The 18555-nt window shown below is 57.6% G+C and carries 17 protein-coding genes; 11 read left to right on the top strand and 6 right to left on the bottom strand.

The annotated features are described in order from the left end of the window. Nucleotides 1-130 precede the first annotated feature (130 nt). Nucleotides 131-688, top strand: a complete 558-nt coding sequence (locus LG047_RS14275) for a L,D-transpeptidase (RefSeq protein WP_227967454.1) — start codon at nt 131-133, stop codon at nt 686-688. A 50-nt stretch (nt 689-738) separates the two neighbouring features. Here LG047_RS14275 and LG047_RS14280 read toward each other — a convergent pair whose 3' ends face one another. Together LG047_RS14280 and LG047_RS14285 are read right to left on the bottom strand one after the other, a co-directional pair. Beyond that, complete coding sequence (locus LG047_RS14280; RefSeq protein ID WP_227967455.1) at nt 739-2874, bottom strand: hypothetical protein; 2136 nt, start codon at nt 2872-2874, stop codon at nt 739-741. 12 nt (nt 2875-2886) lie between these two features. Next, nucleotides 2887-3792 carry a hypothetical protein gene (locus tag LG047_RS14285; protein ID WP_227967456.1) on the bottom strand — a complete coding sequence of 302 codons (906 nt, stop codon included), beginning with the start codon at nt 3790-3792 and terminating at the stop codon, nt 2887-2889. Nucleotides 3793-4237: 445 nt separating this feature from the next. Here LG047_RS14285 and LG047_RS14290 point away from each other — a divergent pair, with 445 nt between their 5' ends. Further along, nucleotides 4238-4450 carry a hypothetical protein gene (locus tag LG047_RS14290; RefSeq protein ID WP_227967457.1) on the top strand — a complete coding sequence of 71 codons (213 nt, stop codon included), beginning with the start codon at nt 4238-4240 and terminating at the stop codon, nt 4448-4450. 26 nt (nt 4451-4476) lie between these two features. On the opposite strand, the gene LG047_RS14295 is transcribed toward LG047_RS14290, so the two are convergent. Then, a complete protein-coding gene (locus LG047_RS14295) occupies nt 4477-4692 on the bottom strand; it encodes a hypothetical protein (RefSeq protein ID WP_144259608.1) in 216 nt (71 codons plus the stop codon). Between the two features lie 561 nt (nt 4693-5253). On the opposite strand from LG047_RS14295, the gene LG047_RS14300 reads away from it, so the two are divergent. From LG047_RS14300 to LG047_RS14310, 3 genes are all read left to right on the top strand, one after another. Then, nucleotides 5254-5607: a DsrE family protein gene (locus tag LG047_RS14300; RefSeq protein WP_227967458.1), complete on the top strand. Its 354-nt coding sequence runs from the start codon at nt 5254-5256 to the stop codon at nt 5605-5607. Between the two features lie 211 nt (nt 5608-5818). Beyond that, on the top strand, nt 5819-6328 hold the full coding sequence (locus tag LG047_RS14305) for an SH3 domain-containing protein (protein WP_227967459.1): 510 nt from the start codon (nt 5819-5821) through the stop codon (nt 6326-6328). Between the two features lie 754 nt (nt 6329-7082). Then, on the top strand, nt 7083-8762 hold the full coding sequence (locus tag LG047_RS14310) for an amidohydrolase (RefSeq protein ID WP_227967460.1): 1680 nt from the start codon (nt 7083-7085) through the stop codon (nt 8760-8762). Between the two features lie 634 nt (nt 8763-9396). Here LG047_RS14310 and LG047_RS14315 read toward each other — a convergent pair. Continuing rightward, nucleotides 9397-10479: a transposase gene (locus tag LG047_RS14315; protein WP_227965592.1), complete on the bottom strand. Its 1083-nt coding sequence runs from the start codon at nt 10477-10479 to the stop codon at nt 9397-9399. A gap of 26 nt (nt 10480-10505) precedes the next feature. On the opposite strand from LG047_RS14315, the gene LG047_RS14320 reads away from it, so the two are divergent. Further along, a complete protein-coding gene (locus LG047_RS14320) occupies nt 10506-10661 on the top strand; it encodes a hypothetical protein (protein WP_227967461.1) in 156 nt (51 codons plus the stop codon). A 93-nt stretch (nt 10662-10754) separates the two neighbouring features. Continuing rightward, the gene (locus LG047_RS14325) at nt 10755-11390 is read left to right on the top strand and encodes a hypothetical protein (RefSeq protein WP_227967462.1); all 636 of its coding nucleotides are present in this window, start codon (nt 10755-10757) and stop codon (nt 11388-11390) included. A gap of 84 nt (nt 11391-11474) precedes the next feature. Here LG047_RS14325 and LG047_RS14330 read toward each other — a convergent pair whose 3' ends face one another. After that, complete coding sequence (locus tag LG047_RS14330) at nt 11475-12605, bottom strand: HupE/UreJ family protein (RefSeq protein ID WP_227967463.1); 1131 nt, start codon at nt 12603-12605, stop codon at nt 11475-11477. A gap of 212 nt (nt 12606-12817) precedes the next feature. Here LG047_RS14330 and LG047_RS14335 point away from each other — a divergent pair, with 212 nt between their 5' ends. Together LG047_RS14335 and LG047_RS14340 are read left to right on the top strand one after the other, a co-directional pair. Then, the gene (locus tag LG047_RS14335) at nt 12818-13342 is read left to right on the top strand and encodes a copper resistance CopC family protein (RefSeq protein ID WP_227967464.1); all 525 of its coding nucleotides are present in this window, start codon (nt 12818-12820) and stop codon (nt 13340-13342) included. A gap of 91 nt (nt 13343-13433) precedes the next feature. Next, entirely contained in the window at nt 13434-14003 is a 570-nt protein-coding gene (locus LG047_RS14340) for a hypothetical protein (RefSeq protein ID WP_227967465.1), read from the top strand. Between the two features lie 46 nt (nt 14004-14049). Here LG047_RS14340 and LG047_RS14345 read toward each other — a convergent pair whose 3' ends face one another. After that, nucleotides 14050-15258, bottom strand: a complete 1209-nt coding sequence (locus LG047_RS14345; protein WP_227967466.1) for a PepSY domain-containing protein — start codon at nt 15256-15258, stop codon at nt 14050-14052. An 865-nt stretch (nt 15259-16123) separates the two neighbouring features. On the opposite strand from LG047_RS14345, the gene LG047_RS14355 reads away from it, so the two are divergent. Continuing rightward, nucleotides 16124-16768 carry a class I SAM-dependent methyltransferase gene (locus LG047_RS14355; RefSeq protein ID WP_227967467.1) on the top strand — a complete coding sequence of 215 codons (645 nt, stop codon included), beginning with the start codon at nt 16124-16126 and terminating at the stop codon, nt 16766-16768. A gap of 11 nt (nt 16769-16779) precedes the next feature. Continuing rightward, on the top strand, nt 16780-17622 hold the full coding sequence (locus LG047_RS14360; RefSeq protein WP_227967468.1) for a hypothetical protein: 843 nt from the start codon (nt 16780-16782) through the stop codon (nt 17620-17622). The last annotated feature ends 933 nt before the right edge of the window (nt 17623-18555 follow it).

An 18555-nucleotide genomic window follows, 5' to 3' on the forward strand; every position in this document is an offset into this window, starting at 1 on the left:
TCCATCCGCTCCGCACGGGGCCAAATCTGGCGTCTGTTGCTATAAACCTTAACAAAACGAACCGATTGCCGTTTTCTGCTTTACCTCGGATGTTCTGTCTCAAACTCCTACCCGAAAGGCGGAGGTCACCATGCGCTTGTCGATCAGAGCCCTGGCGGTTGCGGTAGCCGCTATCGCCGCCAATGCGCCGGCCTCCGCCTATACGCGCATTCACATCAATTTGTCGACGCAAACAATGTATGTGCAATCTTCGAGGGGCAGCTACGCGTGGCCCGTCTCGACCGCTCGCGCCGGATATGTGACGCCGCGCGGGAGCTATTCGCCGAAGAGCATGAAGCGCATGCATTATTCGCGAAAATACCATATGTCGCCGATGCCCCATTCAATATTCTTCCGCGGCGGCTATGCAATACATGGGAGTTACGAAACAGGGTCACTGGGCAGTCCCGCGTCACATGGTTGCGTTCGGCTCGCGCCATGGCATGCAAAACAACTTTACGACATGGTTCGCTCGGAAGGCGGTCACATTACGATATCCGGCGCCAGACCGGGCGGTTATTCGAGAGTTCGCGGGCCCGGCGTTCATGCTTCTGCAAGAAGCCGCGGTCGTGGAAACTACGCCGCTCCGTCGCAAGCAGCCGCCGGCAATCCATTCGTCGAATTGTTCGGCGACTCGCTATCCTGGTGAGGCGGCGGCGTTCTGTCGTCGACGATGTTTTTGTTCCCGCGGGGCGGCGATCATTTTGACGCCTGCCACGCGCCCTGGTCGCTGCCCCACTGGTTCTTGCCGGACCACGAGCCCGCGCCCCTGCGACCGTCGACGCGGCCTTTCACGTGGCCGCTGACACGGTAGGGCGTAACCCTGTCACCCCAGTCTCCGTATAACACGCCCTGCGCGGCGGCGTCGAAGGAGCCATCGGAATTAAGCGAGCCGGAGAAACGCGCGGTGAATGAGTCGCCCGAATAGACGCCCTTGATCGTGCCGGAGACGTTGGAGCCCGAGACGGTAAGGGTGATCGTGCCAGAGGACTTTCCAGTTATCCGGCCCTGATACCGGCCATCCAACACGGCGCCCGGCTGTTGCTGCGTTTCGTCACCACTTTCCTTGAATGGGTCACGACCGATTTCGCGACCATCCTTGTCATAGTGAACGTAATAACCACCAATGCGATTGCCTTTCGCATCGTAGATATAGACGACCTTCGTCTTTCCATTCTTGTCTTGCAGCCATCCGCCTTCGACCTCGGTTGTCCCGGCTGTTGCGGGCGCAGTGGAAGTCTGCGGCGGCGTCTCGGCCGGCGGCGCGATCGGATGCTCTTCGTCGGCCTGCGCATCGTTCTTGACCTCCGGTGACGTCACCGGCTTGGCGTCCGAGGTCGCAGCAGGGGGCTTGCGGATATCCGCTGCGCCGGCATCGGCGATCGCCTGACCGATCTCGGCCGTCCCAGCGTCGCCGCCGGTCGGCGCGTCGCCGCTCGCGCCGGACGTTTCGTCGCCCTTCTTTGAATCGAGGATCGCCGTCGCCTGCGATGGGTCGCTGACGACCAGCTTGCCTAAAGCCGCCCATGCGGCGGGGTCGTTCGCTTTCAGCGCTTCACGTTTTTCCTGATTGGTCATCTGGGCCCATGATTTCGTGCCCGTCTGCGCCGTCTTGCCGGCGTCGGGCGTTTTGGACCCGTCTCGACTGTCCTTCCCCGCTTCGTCTTCGGCTTTCGTCGCCGTTGACGGTTTTCCCTTGTCGGCTGTCTTATCTTTGCCGGGCTGCTTTTCCGTCTCTTTCCCTTCTTTCTCCTCTTTTTCTTTCTCGGTCTTTGGCTCCTTGTCCTTGTCGGCGCCGGCCAGTTTGCCTTTTGCGGCCTCGACCAGTTCCTTCGATTTTTCGCTGAGTTTCTTCTTGATCTCGTCGGTGGAGGCCTTGTCGAGAAGACCCGAGGCGGTCTTGTAACGCTCGTCGCCCGTCTTGGCGTACATGTCGTCCATGAAGGCTTTCAGGCGCTGTTGCTCGTCGCCATATTTTTTGTAGCCATCCATGATCTTTTTGTAATTGTCCGCGCCTATGGCCGCCTTGACCTTATCGCCGAAGATGTCGCGTATCGCGTCGTCGACTTTTGAGTTGATCGTGTTCTGAACGGCGGCGGCGGGATTTTCACTCGCCTTCTGGCCGGCTTCGGCCGCGGCTTCGACCCATTTCACCGTTTGACCTGAGGCGCCGCCGGTGATGGCGTTGAGCGACTGGATCATCGCTTCCGCGCCAATCGCCACGCCTTTGCGCAACTGCTGGTTCATCACGTCGATGCCGCGCATTTTCAATTCGTTCGCCGTTTCGGCGTATTTTATGCTGTCATCGGGACTTGTCGCTTCCCTCAACTCATTGTGAATCGCGGTCGCAAGCTTCGGATTGGCGAAGGGATCTGCGATCCGCGGGAGAGTCGGATCGCCTGAGTGATCCTTCTCGTCGAAGAAGTTTCGCCAAAACTGACCCGCCTTTTCATCGTATGGGTCGTCATTGAACGGCGGCATGTTCCTGAGCACATTGTGAGTGCGCAGCTTTTGGTAATAGTCTTTCAGCGCCTTCTCATCGTTGACTTCGATCCGCCCATTGCGAACGCTGATGACGCGCTGGTGGGTGAGCACGGTCAGGATGCGCTCTCTATTTTCGATGCCGGCTGTTTTGCCCGACGCCCAATCCAATGTGCGATCTACTAAAGAACCTTGGGCCTGCGTCGGCGAAGACACAATGGTTCCGGCGCCGGCAAAAGTGATGATCGCGAGCAACCATGTGGCGCTCGCGCAAAGCGCGGCGCGAGGACGGGGTTCGCATTTCGTGCGCGACGCGCCCTCAGGAAGGGCGGCGCTGGCAACAGGTGTTTTCATGATCTTGCCTCGTCAGAGCCACGAGTTCAAAAGCGCGCGCGCCTGCGCCGTTTCATCCGGCGCCGCGCTCGGATCAGTCGCGAGTTTTTGCAGCACCAGCAGGGCTTCGGCGCGCTTGCCTGTATCTTTCAACAGGATAGCCTGTCCCAGGGCGACCGCCCGCGCTTCGGGATGGCGGACGACGAAGCCGCTATAAAAAGAGACGCCGCGATCCCTCTCTCCGGTCTTTTGGTATAGATGCGTAAGATCTTCAACGACCTTGCAGGTTGCAAGCTCTGGCTTCACGTCGAGCGCCGTTTCGATCTGTTCGATGGCGGGCGCGAGCGAATCTCTGGAGATGAGGAGGCTCGCAAGGAGGAACCGGGCCTGAGTGTTGCGCGCGTCCAGTTCGATCGATCTGCGATACGCGGACTCGGCCTGCGAAGCATATTTCTCCCGATCCGCCGGAGCGAGGGAATTGGCGTAGCCGTAAATCCGCCAATTCTCCGAGCTCCTCGGCTCCATGGCGACAGCCTTTTTCGCCGCCTCATAAGCGCCCTGCCATTCGGCGACCGCCTGATTCTTCAAGAACAGCGCAAGGCGTTCGCGCGCGATCTCGAGCTGCTGCTGCGGAGAAGCTTCGTCCGACGGCTTGGCGACCTGCGCGGTTTCGTTCGGGAAACGGATTGTTTCAGCGACGCGATCACAAAGGCTGCGCGTCTCCCGCCATCGAAATTCGGGGGCGTGGCAAGTGAACCTGAATCGCGCGCCGTCCTTCGCACCGCCATCGATGATGACATCGTAGCCGCGCCAACCCATCGAGGGCGTGCGCCACGTGATTTTTCTGGCGTCCCGCCCGCCCAGGCGCATGCGCGCATCCGACATCACTTCGTCGCCTGTCGGCTCCTCCGTCACGTCGCGAGACCAAACGAAGGTCAATGTCGCGCCGCGATCCGGGCGGTTGGGGTTATCGGTAATCGTAAAATTCCAGTCGGGCCCATTTCGGTCTACTTGCGCAGGCGTTTGCCGGTCGACGCCAGGCGCGCGCAACCTCGGCGGCGATAGAAATGTGACATCGCCGGCGTCCCATTCTCGCCAGCCGTCTTGACCCGAGGCGGATGCGGTCGGTCCGGCAGCCGCAAGCACAATAGCAAGCCATTTGAGAGAAAGTCCGTCGATGCGCAACGCAGGGCGCATTGAGTCCGTCCCTCGCCATTCCATGGTCGACCTCGGTTCATCCTCGCTTTCGGCGACGTCGCGACGACGAAAGCGCCAATGAGAGATTTTGCCCCAAATCGGCGCTGTAAACCAGAAGAGCAGTGACCTATGGGGAGAAACCCCATAGGAGACGCCGATTGCCAAGTCATGCAATGATCGCGTCTCGATGACCATGCGTCATTTTGATCCAATGATGATGGTGCCATGTCGCATGCACGCCATCAACGCTTCAATCAGCCAGATTAAATCAGCGACCGGAGCCTCCGGCGCCGGATATTTAGAAACTAGCTTCTACCGAAATTTGCAGGCTCTGCGTTTATGTCGCGAACCGTCGGCCAAAACAGGCGAAGTGCATGACCCATGGCCGCCAGCAAACTGAGCGGCCATAGATTGCCCGCCTTCGGCTCAACGATAAACGCGGCCGACATAGGGACGGTAGGGCGTCGGGCGACCGGGCAACCCCGGCCCAACTCCAACCCGCCCCGGGCCGCCGACGCCGCCAAAACCGCGGGCCCCCGGACGACCAACGCCAACACCCGGCCCTCTGACCCAGGCGTCAGCGGGGATCGAGGTCGCCGCGAGGAGGACCAGTGCCGCGATGGCCGTGAGAATTTTCTTCATATTTTCTCCTGAGTAACGAGATGAGATAAATAAACAATCGCATAACTCATTGCACCTGCCTAGATGCTCTCGTGAATCGAAAATAGAGAAATGCATACCCCATGCTCAGTGATGGATTTGTGCTTCTGACTGTCAACGAAATCCATTGTCCGGAGAATGTATACCAATTTGGAGCCGACGCGATTTTTGTGCGTTCGCTGTCTATTACCAAAATATCGGGTTTTCGATTCGTTTCACGATGCTTTGTTTCCGTTCCTTGGCCGGCAATCGTCGCGTGGATACTTGACATGGCGTATTCCGCGCTCCGCCATTCAGCGGTCCATGCCGGCTGAATCTCGGGTCTGCCGAAAGCGGCGTTCGATTATCTGCGCGGGCAGGACAATGTTTTTTCGAGCGAGTATACAATTGCTTCGTTTTCGCCGCCGTCGTCATATCGCGGCCCTGCACCATAAGCATGCCCGAACGGCCGAAACCGGCGCTCCCTTCTCGCCGCGCCTTCCGCGCACTCTTCAGCTATTGATGATATTATGAACAGGATACGGAAAAGATTGGAGGGAAGCGATGCATTTTGTGATTTCCGCCACCTATGGGCCAACGGATCCGACCAGGGCCATGCTGCCCTTTATCTTCGCAGCGACGGCGCTTCAGGACGGGGGCAAGGTGACGCTGATGCTGTTCGCCGACTCCGTTTTTACGGCCGTCGACGGAGCGGCCGTCAGGCTCGTGCCAGTCGGGCCGCCCAACAAATATGAGGACGTCGTCGGTCATCCCGACGCGTCGGTCCTCGTCTGCAAGCCCTGCCTCGAAGCTCGAGGACTGGATGCGGCGAAACTGGACAAGCGTGTGAAGCTTGGCGGCATGAGCGACTTCCATTCGGCCGCCAAACAACCTGACACCAGGGTGATCAATTTCTGAATGTTTTGCGGCGATCAATGTCGACGGCTCGCAAAGCAAGGCGCTCGAAATCGACTAGGTGAAATCTGGAGCGGCCGGGATCGGCCGGTGCGGTCGCGCGCGCCGCCCGGCGGACCGGCCAATAGGAAGCGACGCGTCCGGTCAGCCGATGTCAACGATCCTTTAAATCCCTTATCGCTCTATGGTCGCTCGAAGCGTTCGAGGATTTCTCATGGCGGCCATCACGACCAACCCCACGCGTATCGACAGGAAGCCCGCAAGGAAGCAACGCCGATCGCAAACGTCGGTCGGGACGGCGCCAAGAATTTGGGCGCCGGCATTCCTTGGTGGAGATAGGGGAAAATATGTTGCCTTGGTTTTGAAGTGCCTCGTCGCCACGGCGGTTGTGTTCGGCGCCGTTTCGGCTCTGACCTCGACGAAAGAGCGCCATGCGACACTATACAGACCTGCCGAAAAGCAAAAGCGCGTCGCCGGGCACAAGACAGCAGAATCTGGCATAGCCCTTACAGAAAATAAGGCGCCGATAAAACACCGCGCGGCGCTCGTCTCCGGGAACAATGCCGCAATTCGGGAGGCGCCGAGAGCAAACGCGAAAATTCTGGATAGAGCCGTCTTCGGATCTTCGGTTGACGTAATCGGGGAGGACGGCAGATGGGCGCAGGTGCATGCCGTCGGCCAAAATGTCAGCGGTTGGATCGAAAAGGGAAGTCTGAATTTCTGATTTAGTTTCAACTAATTTCTGTAAGCGCGCCGGCGTCGATCGTTCCGACCAGCGACCAGCGCCGGCGTTGCCGCTCGCTTGTCTTATGAACCAATGACGCCCGACAATGTCTCGCGACTGTTCCGCCCGGAAGCGGCGCGTGTGAAGGAAGACAATAGGGGATTCTGTATATGGCCAGATCAAGGAACGGCATCGCGCAATGAAATTCGGGCGGCTTCGCTCGAAACATTGGCGATTGCATTGAAAAATAGCCAAGACATACGCTTGAAATAATTACCGATATGCTGCCGATCCAGCCTTTGCCTGCAATATAGTCCAATTGACGTCTGCATAGCGACGTCGGCTGCCGATCGAGCGAATAGCGTGAGTTGAATTGTCAGAAACTGAAATCGGCTCCGCAAGGGAAGCTCAGTTTTCCGGCTTTCGATGCTCGCCTGGTCAGCGTTAGCGCTGACCTCCTTTGACGATGTTAATTGACGACAAATAAGGGTCGGGTAGTCGCCATCGTCGCGCGCCTCCCGCGTTTTTTGCTCATGCCTTTTAGCAGGACAGGAAGTTTTCGAAGGGTCGCCTAAAACAAGCGGTTTTCCGCCGACAAAATTGAGATTACACTCTTGGGTAGTTTTCCCTTCCCGGAGACCCTCTCATGTGCCGCGGTTGTTTCAGCCCTCTCGTTTTCGATAGCGATCTCCATCAAAGTGGCGGCGATCGAATGTTTGGCGGCGCCTCAATCCGCCCCTCTCGGCGTAATTTCATGGCGTATTCGGTCGCCGCAGCTACCGCGGCCGCCGCTGTCGCAAGCGGCCGTTCTGCCACGGCGGCGGAAACGGAAGCCGATGTCATCTTCAAGGGCGGGAAGATCATTCCGGTTCCCGGATCCGCTTCAGTGAAAGCGCTCGCAATTGCAAACGGCAAGATTCTGGCGCTCGGCTCCGAAAGCTCCGTAATGGGCCTCAAATCGAGAAACACGAAAATTGTGGATCTCGATGGACGCGTCATGATGCCGGGTTTCATCGACCCCCACCACCATACGGTCCTCGCCTCCCTGATTTTCGAGCTTCTCAATGACGTTGGCTACACGAAATTTCCCACGCGCGGGAAATTGCTCGCAGAATTGCGTGCAATCGCAATGCGCACGCCGCCCGGTCAATGGATCAGTTGCTCCAATTTCGATAATCTCCTGCAGGGCGGCGACCTCTCACGCGAGGAGCTGGATGGAGTGTCGACCAGCCATCCGATTTTTGTCTGGTATACAAATGGACATGACGCGTGCGTCAACAGCATGGCGTTGAAAGTCGCGAACATCCCGGAGGATATAGGCGTTCTAACGGGTGGAGGGCATTTCGGTCGCGACGAGAAGGGACAACTGAACGGGCTTGTGTACGAAGAGAGCGCGCTGAAAAAATTTGCGCTACTTGCTTTTCCGAAGATCACTCCCCAACTCGCTGCGAAAGCAATGGGGGATTATCTGCGCTCCGTTGCGGCCGTCGGCAATACAACGGTGCACGAACCCGGCACCCTTCGCTCTGAATGGATTGCTCCCTTTGCAAAATTTTCCTCGCGCGCCGCTTGCCGCACCAGTGCGAGCCTGATGTATGAAGATATGAAGGGGATTGAACCGTATCGCGATCTTGGGTTTGGGTCCAAAGCCACGCAACTGCCAAACTCGCTGTTCTCCCTGTACGGCATAAAGATTGTCGGCGATGGGTCGAACCAGACAGAGACCGGCGCACAGACGTTGCCCTATTTGGGAACGCAAGAGAAAGGCGCGCCGAACTTCGACGCTAGAACGCTGAAGCAAATGGTGGCCGAGGTCAAGGCGGCCGGATTGCCGGTGCTGATTCACTGCAATGGCGACTATGCAATCGACATTGCTCTTGACGCCATTGAGGCTGCTTATGGCGCGTCAGTGTCGGACGGCGTCAACCGTATCGAACATTCGACGATGGCGCGACCCGACCAGATCCAGCGCATGAAGAAGCTCAATGTACAACCGAGCTTCCTCATGAATCATGTCCGACTTTACGGCGCTGCATATCGGGATCAAATCTTTGGCCCGGAGCGGACTGCGTTTACAGATCCGGCTGGTGAATGCGTCAAAGCCGACCTTCCGTTCACCTTGCACACGGACTCGCCATGTTCGCCGCCGGGATCGCTCGCGCTTGTAAGCACCGCGATCACGCGCCGCTGTGCGATAGACGGTTCGACTATCGGTCCGGATCAGGCGGTCTCGCTAGATCAGGCGCTTCGGGCGGTCACTATAAACGCCGCGCATCAAATAGGCCTTGGCGACCGGATAGGCTCACTTGAAAAGGGCAAGGAAGCGGACCTCGTCATTCTGGAGAGCGATCCTTACAAGACGCAGCCCGAAAAGCTTGGTGAAATTAAAATCAGCGAAACCTGGGTTGCGGGCGAAAGGAAATACAATAGCTGAACTTGACGTCGGGCGGTGTTGGCAAAAAAGACCATGTCACGACAAGATTTAGGCTCCTGGCAAGGGAGCGGTCGACTTGCATCCATGAATCGACTGGTCATCTTTTCCGACATGCTTCTTGCCAGCGGCGCCCGACAATCTGTACGGCGCCTCTGGAAATTTGCCGCCGTTTCAAAGTGGAAACTGCGATCCATTCATTTTGGCGACGCCTTGTTCCGGGTAGACCGCGCGGAGAAGAGAAGGGGCCAACATATGAAATGCTGACGTCGGATTTTTAAAATTTCCTATATCTTGCGTGTTCACGCCGAAACGGTTTAGCGCGAATCATGGTGGAGTGTCGGGTTGAGAAAAAACAATGGCCTACGATGTTGAAAATGGCGCGGGCAGGAACTTTGTAATAGGAAAACGTTCATATTTCGACGACTTAGCAGCCTGTCATACCCCCTTGTGGCGCAGCGCTGATTTGGTGGCTGTCGAGCGTTGAAAATCCATATGAAAGTTGGAGACCTCCATAAACCGCGATTTTGGCTGGTGGAGGTCGTCGCATACCGGCGACCGTCTCGCGAGCGCGGATTGGGCTGGCTGATATCTTGGCCTCAGGCGGCTGCGGCAGCCTTACTGTCGGCTCCCGGCCTCAGGCCGTTGCGTATTTTCCCTTCAGGAAGACGAAGCGGCGCATGTTGTAGGCGAGATTGGCGAGGCCGATCTTGACCCTGGCCCTTCCGATGCCGATCGTGCGGACAAAGAGGGCCATCGGTCCCTTTTGCAAGGCGAACACATGCTCGACTGCGCTGCGCACCTTCGACTTCTGCGCATTGGCGATCCGCACGCGTTCCGGCATCGGCCGGCCCTGCGGCTTCTTCCTGTGGATGCGCGAGACGAAGCCGCGCCGTGTCAGCATGGCCTCGTTCTTCGCCGAGCGATAGGCCGTATCCGCCCAGACGTCGCTCGCCGTGTTGGTCCGGTCCAGAACGTCTTCGAGCCGCGCGCCGTCATGCGCGGCGGCGTGGGTCGCCGTCCATTTGCGGATGAGGCCGAAGCCGCGGTCGATCGACACGTGATTCTTGTAGCCGAACGCCGCAATGGCCAGATCGACCGGCGGAAGCGAGCCATCCTCGCGCGGCTTGGCCTTGCTGTATTTCACCGTCCAGCGCGCGTCGCGATCTTTCTGCGCGAGCTTCTTCGGCTTGTCCGTCCAGCCATTCGGAATGCGGCCGTCCCGGATCGCCTTCTTTTCTTCAAGCGTATTGCGCTGCCTGGGCGCGGCGACGATCGTCGCATCGACAATCTGTCCGCTCATCGCCAGAAAGCCCGCTTCGCGCAGCGCCGTGTCGAAGCGCGCGAACAGGGCGTCGACGGCGTCGGCCTTTTTCAGCGCCTCGCGAAACGACCAGATCGTATTGGCGTCGGGAACCGCGTCGGCGAGCCCCAAGCCGAGGAAGCGCATGAAGGACAGCCGGTCCTTGATCAGATATTCGCAGCGCTCGTCGGAGAGCGCATGCATGGCCTGCAGGATCAGGATCTTGAACATGAACACATGATCGAATGGCGGCCGCCCGCCCTTCGAGCGATCCCCGCGCGGAACCGCCGACTCCAGAGAAGGGCGGAACAATTCGAAATCGACGAGAGCGTTCAGCCGCTCCAGATCGTCGCCCTTGGCCGACAACTCCGCCAGGCGCTCGTCCACATCGAAAAAACCGGGAGCTTCTTTCGTCATGCCCGCCATCCCCTTCGCGACATGATATGAGTGAATCAGCTCAAGCGCATTTTGCCCAGGGGTTTATGGAGGTGTCCAGTTTAGCGCTGAAGGCGGCGGGCCGTGATGCGCTGATTCTCCTTGCAGATCAGTTTTGCGTCCATAGTCATTCCGGCCTTGGTCTGCGCCTGCTGCGAATGTGAACAGACGGGGTGTGCAGAAGCTAAAAAATTATCTTATTCTAGCTCGGCCTTCATGAACTGAGGATGTAACGAAGGGCGAATCTAATGGATAGAATGGAGACGGCCGCAACAAAGGAAAACGGGGCTTTCTTGCGCGCCTCCGCATTCGGTCGCTTGCGATCGTGCGCACAGATGAAAAGCGATCGAATGTCTTTACTTTCTTGGTCTTTGGGTCTGAAATGCGCTGTCGCAATTAGCGCTGTCAACGTCGGCATAGCCGGCGCTGCCGTGCCGAACACATACATCCAGCCGGATATATCCGCAGCCAAAATTTTCGAAAACAATAGAAACTATACTGTGGAAGTCAGCATCCTGGCGACTGATTTCGAAGAGATGTTCCGAAGGCAATTATCTGGCTTGGGCAGAATCGACCTTTCGGGCCCGGGACTCCTCGAACTCGAGATAGGGAGATTCGTCGCGAGAAAAATAAAGATGCAGAGTGTGGAAGGAGCAGCCTGTCAGAGCAAAGTCGAGAAAGCTGGGGAGGACCCGTCAAATGAAGAGGGCGTTCTCGTCGTGCTGACCTTCGAATGTGCGACGCGGGATGTCGTTTACGACGCGAGAGAGCTTCTCGCGTCGCTCGGCCCCAGGGCCTGGCAGGTTGTAACGATCATCGGCGACAAAGCCGCCAGCCAGATCATGATCAACGCCAGCGGTCCGCCGGTTGCGCTTGGCAAATCGTCCGGCTAGCCCGGTCCTCGGGTAATCGTCGCTGGAGGGTCGGGACTTGTCCGAGGGGATGTCATCGCCCCTCCACGCGCGCGGGACCGTCGCCTATGCGGGCGGCGCGAACAACCAGTATGCCCCGAAACAGGCGATGACCCCGGAGCAAATCTGCACCAGGCGCAGATTGCGCTGTCCGTTGAAAAACAGTCTGTCGATGAGCACAAGGAGCGGGACGACCACCATCACGACGCCAATCTGACCAACTTCGACGCCGAGGTTGAAACTTGCGAGCGCCGGCACAATCGCACGTTGCGGCACGCCCATTTCAGTCAAGCCGCTGGCAAAGCCGAAGCCGTGGACGAAGCCGAAGAGGAAAGTGTCGCGCCACCGCCCCTCGACCTTGCGCGTAAAGAAATTTTCGATGGCGACATAAATAATAGAAAGCGCGATCGCTGTTTCGGTCCATGCGCTAGGGATATTGACCACCTGAAGGGCCGCCAGCGACAGGGTAATCGAATGTGAGATGGTGAAGGCGGTCACGATCTTGACGACCGGCCAGGCGCGGGACGCCCACAGCACAACCGCGAGCAAAAAGCACAAATGATCGTATCCCGTCATAATATGCTCGATACCGGCCGCAAAGAATTTTGGCGCGAGGCGCCAGGGAGAGAGCAGGGGCTTCGAGAGATCGATCAGCGAGTCGCCCGGATAGATCATGACCTGACCCGGCGCCGGCTCCCGGCCCATTCGTTGCGCTTCGGTCAAGGCCGACGCGTCGTCCTTCTCGCCGATGCTGACGAGATGCTTCGCGCGTGGCCCCTGCGCTTTCAGGAGCTCGAACGGGTTGTAGAAGATCTGCCCGGGGACGGCGGTGCAATCCATCCTCAGAATAGCCTTGGAATCATAAGGATTGGTGGGGTCTTCGCCAACGGAGACGACCGTGCTTGGGCAGGTTTGGCCTTCCTCATTTTGCAATGCGACGCGTTTCTGGATGAATTTGCCGATCATCGCTTCGATGACGCCCGGCTCGGTGAGGTCGATGTCCTTTAATTCCTTCTTGTTTTCAGCGAACATCCGCTCGATATCCGTGCCCAGGAAGCCGACATCGACGCGATAATGGCCATTCCCTTCCGGCACGATCCGGCTGCTGGAAATATCGGCGGTGTGGGCGGCAGCGGCCGTCACGAGAAAAATCATCGCCCATAGGGCGGCGACTGCGATTCCCATAGACCGCGCCATTGCCGATGGCTCCCTTGACGTGACGGAAAGACGCTGCGTATGCATTGTTGGCGGATTGTGCATATTGTGCGAGGAATAACAAGCTCAAGTCCGGCGGCGTCGTTGGGCGGGGCGTCCGGGTCGGGCGACGCGGATGGGTTGGGTCCTTGGGCATTGGCGGAATGCGCCGGAAGCGGCAAACTGAGGACTCTTCGTGTCGAAGGTCGGGCGTGATGACGAAATTTCAGCATAGGTACAAGAACGCTTTTGCGGGCAAACGGATCGCGTTTTTCGCCGGGGCCATTCTGGCGGTCGCAACGGCGCCCGAGCGCGCAGCGGCCTATGGGAACGGCCTCGCGCCCGGCGAACCGGAGCGCAGGCAGTCCGCCCCGGCGCGAAAAATCGAGCTCAGTTTCCCGTCCCGGCCGCCGACCCCAGCACAGCGGCCGATCATTCTGGCGCACGCGATTATCGTCCGCACTTCTCCAGCGCAGGGCGGCGTCGCCGACGCCAATATTGGTAAGGTCGATGTTTGGTACGACGCGGGTATCCGTGACGCCTTCACCGCCCTGGCGGTCGTCAGCGCATCCGGCGAACGGGTGGACAAGCGCGACGCAGCTATCGACGGCGCCGATCCGGCCCATGTTTCGGTGAGCGTCAATTCGTTGACTGCCGGGAAATATACGGTGCGCTACCGCGCATTGTCCGCCGACGGCCATCTCGTGAGCGGCGCCTGGGAATTCGAGGTGCGCCCCTGAATTGAATTCGAGAGAGCGACGCGCCGCGACATATTCGAACAAGAAAAGCGTTGAAGGCGCTCAATGTCGAGAGGGAAAGGAAGCCAAAGCGATGACTCCGACCGGTCGGTTAAACTTGATCCTGTTTCTGGGCATTGTTCTACTCGGGGGCGTCAATGGAGCCGTTTTTTCCTATGGATGGTGGGGACCCGCCTTCAACCAATATGTGAGCGACTTCTGGAAAGCGCATACGCTGAAACCCGCCGTAAAGGCAGGCGACCGAACGATATCCGAATGTCTCGGCGTGAGCGATTTTTACTCAGTGCACCTCACCACTTATTTTCTGGCGGATTCATCCGAAAGCGCGGGAGGCGCAACAGACGATTTGACCAAATATGACGAATATTGCGACCGGGTGCCGGGAACAGGCAAGGTCATTTTCTCCATCACTCTCATGGAAAAGGAAGCCAGGGGCGAAACTGTCGCGCTTTCATTCTTTCAGGAGGAATCCGACGGCGCTCTCAAGCCGATAAATTCTCTGCCCTCGAAGCCCTATCCGAGCGGATTTGCAACACTGGAAGCGACGGTCCCCCACAAAGGGAAATATGTTCTCAAGGTCGCGTTCGGGGAAGCCAAGAACAAGGAAGACACGATCGAAATGCCAATCCGCGTCGGGCAGTAAACGGCGCACTCCGCCACGTTTCTCCTGGCCGCGGACGAGGGAAAACCTAAAACAACGTCGGGCGCGACAACGCGCGGCGTTTTTGTAGCCATCGCGTAACGCCGGTCAGGAAGAGGAAGAGGGGCGACAAACCGATCAGCAGAGCGATTGGACGCCCGAGGCCTCCGAACGCCTCGCCGCTGTGTATCGGAAACAGCCATTCGAGGAAGGTCTCGCTCCCTGTGAAACGACTACGATCTTGCACGCCCAGGACCTGGCCCGTGTATTGGTCCACGCCGACGTTTCGATAGGTTTTTGTCTGGTTCGGCTCCCAATCCGATTGCTTGCCGACGACATAAACAGCCGTGGGGCTGCTCGGGAAGAGAATCCAGTGAAGCCTGCCGTCAGGGAACACCTTATTCGCGACCGCCGCCGCCTCGCCTGCGCCGATCGGCTGGCGTCCAGCGCCCGGCGTCGATTTTCCAAAATCCGGATCCGCTCGCACAGGCGAAAACAGATTGACGACGGATCGCGTCGCCGGTTTGAAGATCATGGCGACTCCCGTAAACAGCGTGATCAATAAAATAGCCGCACAATAGGCGCCGATGCTCTTGTGCAGATCATACACAACTCTCTCGGGGCTGGCGCCCCATTTGACCTTCAAACCCAACCGCCAGTTGCCGTTGAGCGGCCACCAGAGATACAGACCGAGCATCAACGAGAAGAAAAGCGCTATTCCCAACGCTCCGACGATGTAAGCGTTGTTGACGCCAAGCAATAAAGTCCAGTGAAAGGTCATGAGGCTCGCAACGAGCGGCTGCGAGAGCGGATCGTCGCCATGCAGGAAAAGCCGCTGCCCCTTGACTTTCGCAGTGTAGGGATCGACAAATATTTCATAGGCGTAGGTGTCGAGATCATCCGTCTCGACGATGTAGGTTAGCGCCGCGGCCGATTTAGGCCCGCGAGGCATTGTGAGCCTTTCCAGTTTGCCGTCCGGCGGCATCAGGGCGACCGCAGCGGCGATGATCTCGTCGATCGGGCGATAGACGGAGTTTTTTTGCGGCTTCTCAACGCGCATGATCGACGCGTTCAGTTGTTCGTCGATGTCCTCGCGATAGGCGAGGAGCGCTCCGCTGAGCCCGATCAAAACGAAGACTGCGCCCGCGAATAAGCCTATCGTGCGGTGGATTTGCAAAATCAGTGTTCGTCCGCTCCCGCGCCGCCGCTCGAATCCTGCGACAATTGCCTTATCGTCTTGAACGGTTTTGTCGGGCATCGTGAAACAGCTCTATTTGTTCTTGCGATTGCGGCATAGACGGCGCTGATCCTCTATCCTCGGTAGGCGGCGTCTTGACCATCGCGCAGACTCATGGTGCGCCGCGCTCATACGCAAGAAGCGCGTGAAGCGGCGCCTCGCCATCGAACCGGTCGGTCCTTGCATGCCGACGCCAGCGCGATGATGCAATCGAGACCGGATCGACGACATGGTTTTCGATCCTTTACTTCAGCCGCACTCGGTGGATCCGGAACCCGTCAAGTCTTGCTTCCTGCACGAGGATGACTGGGAAAGGCTTCCCAAGCCGTATGATTGCTTTTTGCTTCAATTCTGAAAAACGCGCAAGCATTGGGTAAATGCCGCCAACGGAAGGGCTGTGCTTCGACGTTTTCTGGCTTGTTCTACGATCTGCATGCTTGGGGGCGGTTCATAGGCTTCAAACGGAACCCCGTTCATCATGACACGGGGATAAGCGTCCGGCCTTCGCCATCAGACTCGGGCCGCGGCTATTACGACATCCAAAAGCGGCGTATGCTTTGCGGGTCGTTGACTTTGGACCCAAGAATCGTATTATCGTCCCGGCACAACGAAGCTTCAGTTGAGCCTGAACAAGGAATCTAACTGAAGACAATGGTAACTGATCGGAACATCGACGCGATAGAAAAATAATTTCGAAGCTATTGCGCGTAAGATGTCTAATCATTTACTTTCGAGTTACCTGTTGGCTGAGCCACTAAACTCTCACAGAAAGTTGAACAAGGGCGTTATGCAACCTCCTGTAAACGCACTGACCGAACGGTATGCCATCTATGACCAAATCGACCGTATACCGGGTTGGCTTAATAAGACGACAGCTCACAGAACGATGGATATTCTCCGCTGGCAGGCCGACCAAGGCATCACGGGAAACCTTCTGGAGATCGGCGTTTTCTGTGGCAAATACTTTGCGGTTTTGGTCGATTCCGCGATAGCAACCGATTCGACCGCGCTGGGTATCGATACGTTCCAGTATTCGCCGGAGCAGCGCGTGGTGGATGAGCTTGGTAGGGTATTCGGCCCTGACGGCAAAAAGTCCTTCGCGATTTGGCGGCGGCAATCATCCAGCGTGACGCCGCACGAGATTGCGGCGGCCATCCAGCAGCCCCGCTTCATTAGCATCGACGGGGCGCATGACTTCGAAAATGTGTATCGTGACCTTCTTCTTTGCGAGCAGGTTCTGGGATCTGAAGGCGTCATCGCCGTGGATGATTTCCTCAATCCGCTGACTATTGGCGTTAATCAGGCTGTAAATGCATTTTTGAGCACGCCGCGCGCTGTCGTCCCTGTGGCCTATATTTCCAACAAATTGTTTCTCGCGCACCGATCAAACGAGGACCGGTACCGGTCCGCCATCGAGAGCATGATCATGGAAGGCGATGAGCCGCAAAGCGTGAACTTCCGCACAAACATTCAGAAGGGCAGGCATAACGTCGAGCAGGACTTCCATGGCCATAAGATCGTCCTTTCATAGCGATTGAGGTCATGAAACCGATTCTGTACCTTCACGTTGGTGTACATAAAACCGGCACCACGGCGATACAAAAGTTCCTCTTCGACAACGCTGATCGACTGAACGAGGCTGGCGTCTTCCGTCCGGTCACGGGCGCGCTCGATAACGCCGTGAGCTGGGGTCATCATGAACTCGCCTGGACGCTTCGGGATGGAGACAAAAGCGGCCTCTGGCGCAAGGCGCGCTTGGAAATCGCTGGCAAAAAAGCAGTCGTTAGCTCCGAAGAATTTTGTCTCATTCGCGGCGCCCATTCCTATGCGCCTGTGAGGAATGCTTTTGACGGATGGTCGATTCGACCCATCTGTTATGTGCGACGTCAGGATCAACTGCTCGAGTCAATATATAACCACCATGTCAAGTCTCTTGGCGAAACCGAAGACATACAAAGCTTTGCCAAGAGGCTTGGAAGGCGATTGGACTACAAGCAATTCATCGACACCCTGGAAGGGGTCTTTGGGCAAGGTTCCGTAACGGTGCGCGTTTATGACAAGCGCGAGTTCGATGATCTCTTTGACGACTTTCTCCTCCAGCTTGGCGTGAATGGCGCAGGTTGGAACCGGCCTGCCACCGCAGTGAATCCGGGTCTCTCTTCCGACGGCGTGCGTCTCATGCTCAAGGCAAACCGGGCTCTAAAAGACGCGCCAGACGCGTTGAAGCGATCTCGCGCCCAAATCATGCGCGAGCAGAGCTCACCGGCATTTGCCGCTTACGACATCCTCAGCGCGGACGAGCGGGAGCAGTTGATGAAGCGCTTCCAAGCGGATAACGACGAAATCGCATCCCGATTCTTGGGACGAAGCCGCCTCTTTGACTGAGGTGGGGCGGGGCCTTGACACTTCGCAGGCTGATTATAGCAAAGCCATCTTCAGCAAGTGCGGATGACAGTGACCGCCTATAACTCTGGCGGATTGCGAGGCGCTGTGCGACATACGTCCCGTTGGATAGGCTCACTATTCCCCCTCCCCATGGGGTCTCTTGCCCTCAAAGGGCCGCAATAGGCCAGGATTTTAATTGAAACGGGGCTTTTTCGTTGATCAAACAGAGTGTTCGGGCGCGATGTGCTTCACATCAGAACCCTCGGACTGCGACGGGGTTCGCGGGCGTGAAGCACAATTGAGGAGCTCACAAGGTTCCTCGAGCATAATACTTGGGGGCGACAGCAGCATTTTTTACGCCGACGCCAAGCGATTTTTCTTGCCAATCAAATGTAAATGCAGAGGCTTGTTGATATCGCCAAGTTGTGGCAATAAAGAATCCCTGTTTGGGAGGACTGGCAATGTGCCGACTAAATTGGCGCGCAACCAAAACAGCGCTTCGTTGAAGGCGCTCCTATGCATTCAGGTCCTTTCATGAGTCGCCGGTTTGTGTTGGATGCGCCCAATATGATCCCTTCCCTGGAAGCGATCTACAAGCGCCCGGGATCACTGGTGCGCGAAACACGATTTGAGCCGTTTCTGGTGAAACTTGGACTTTGTCCAACCGAGCGCGCGCCCAATCACCCGCGTCGCCGCGCCATCGACAGCTCTCAGCACGATTTGCGCCTTCACTCGCGAGCGGCGTTCCGTCCTGATCGAGCGCGCCAAGCCCTCCAGTTCGGCGCGTTCATCACAAGGCAACGTAACCCGCGTCGCTCCAGAAAGGTTGTCGATGCAGCCTTGAATTACTTCTCACCGAAATGCGACAGTAGCTACTAGTGCGGGGTCCCGCTATGGCGGTGCGTGACGCCGATCAAATTCCACTAGAGGAAT

Source organism: Methylocystis sp. WRRC1 (assembly GCF_020733155.1).
Classification (GTDB): domain Bacteria; phylum Pseudomonadota; class Alphaproteobacteria; order Rhizobiales; family Beijerinckiaceae; genus Methylocystis.

Excerpts from the sequence above, each read along its gene's own strand:
- LG047_RS14275 (WP_227967454.1), top strand. The coding sequence starts at position 131 with ATGCGCTTGTCGATCAGAGCCCTGGCGGTTGCGGTAGCCGCTATCGCC.
- LG047_RS14280 (WP_227967455.1), bottom strand. The coding sequence starts at position 2,874 with ATGAAAACACCTGTTGCCAGCGCCGCCCTTCCTGAGGGCGCGTCGCGC.
- LG047_RS14290 (WP_227967457.1), top strand. The coding sequence starts at position 4,238 with ATGACCATGCGTCATTTTGATCCAATGATGATGGTGCCATGTCGCATG.
- LG047_RS14295 (WP_144259608.1), bottom strand. The coding sequence starts at position 4,692 with ATGAAGAAAATTCTCACGGCCATCGCGGCACTGGTCCTCCTCGCGGCG.
- LG047_RS14300 (WP_227967458.1), top strand. The coding sequence starts at position 5,254 with ATGCATTTTGTGATTTCCGCCACCTATGGGCCAACGGATCCGACCAGG.
- LG047_RS14305 (WP_227967459.1), top strand. The coding sequence starts at position 5,819 with ATGGCGGCCATCACGACCAACCCCACGCGTATCGACAGGAAGCCCGCA.
- LG047_RS14310 (WP_227967460.1), top strand. The coding sequence starts at position 7,083 with ATGGCGTATTCGGTCGCCGCAGCTACCGCGGCCGCCGCTGTCGCAAGC.
- LG047_RS14315 (WP_227965592.1), bottom strand. The coding sequence starts at position 10,479 with ATGACGAAAGAAGCTCCCGGTTTTTTCGATGTGGACGAGCGCCTGGCG.
- LG047_RS14320 (WP_227967461.1), top strand. The coding sequence starts at position 10,506 with ATGAGTGAATCAGCTCAAGCGCATTTTGCCCAGGGGTTTATGGAGGTG.
- LG047_RS14325 (WP_227967462.1), top strand. The coding sequence starts at position 10,755 with ATGGAGACGGCCGCAACAAAGGAAAACGGGGCTTTCTTGCGCGCCTCC.
- LG047_RS14330 (WP_227967463.1), bottom strand. The coding sequence starts at position 12,605 with ATGGCGCGGTCTATGGGAATCGCAGTCGCCGCCCTATGGGCGATGATT.
- LG047_RS14335 (WP_227967464.1), top strand. The coding sequence starts at position 12,818 with ATGACGAAATTTCAGCATAGGTACAAGAACGCTTTTGCGGGCAAACGG.
- LG047_RS14340 (WP_227967465.1), top strand. The coding sequence starts at position 13,434 with ATGACTCCGACCGGTCGGTTAAACTTGATCCTGTTTCTGGGCATTGTT.
- LG047_RS14345 (WP_227967466.1), bottom strand. The coding sequence starts at position 15,258 with ATGCCCGACAAAACCGTTCAAGACGATAAGGCAATTGTCGCAGGATTC.
- LG047_RS14355 (WP_227967467.1), top strand. The coding sequence starts at position 16,124 with ATGGATATTCTCCGCTGGCAGGCCGACCAAGGCATCACGGGAAACCTT.
- LG047_RS14360 (WP_227967468.1), top strand. The coding sequence starts at position 16,780 with ATGAAACCGATTCTGTACCTTCACGTTGGTGTACATAAAACCGGCACC.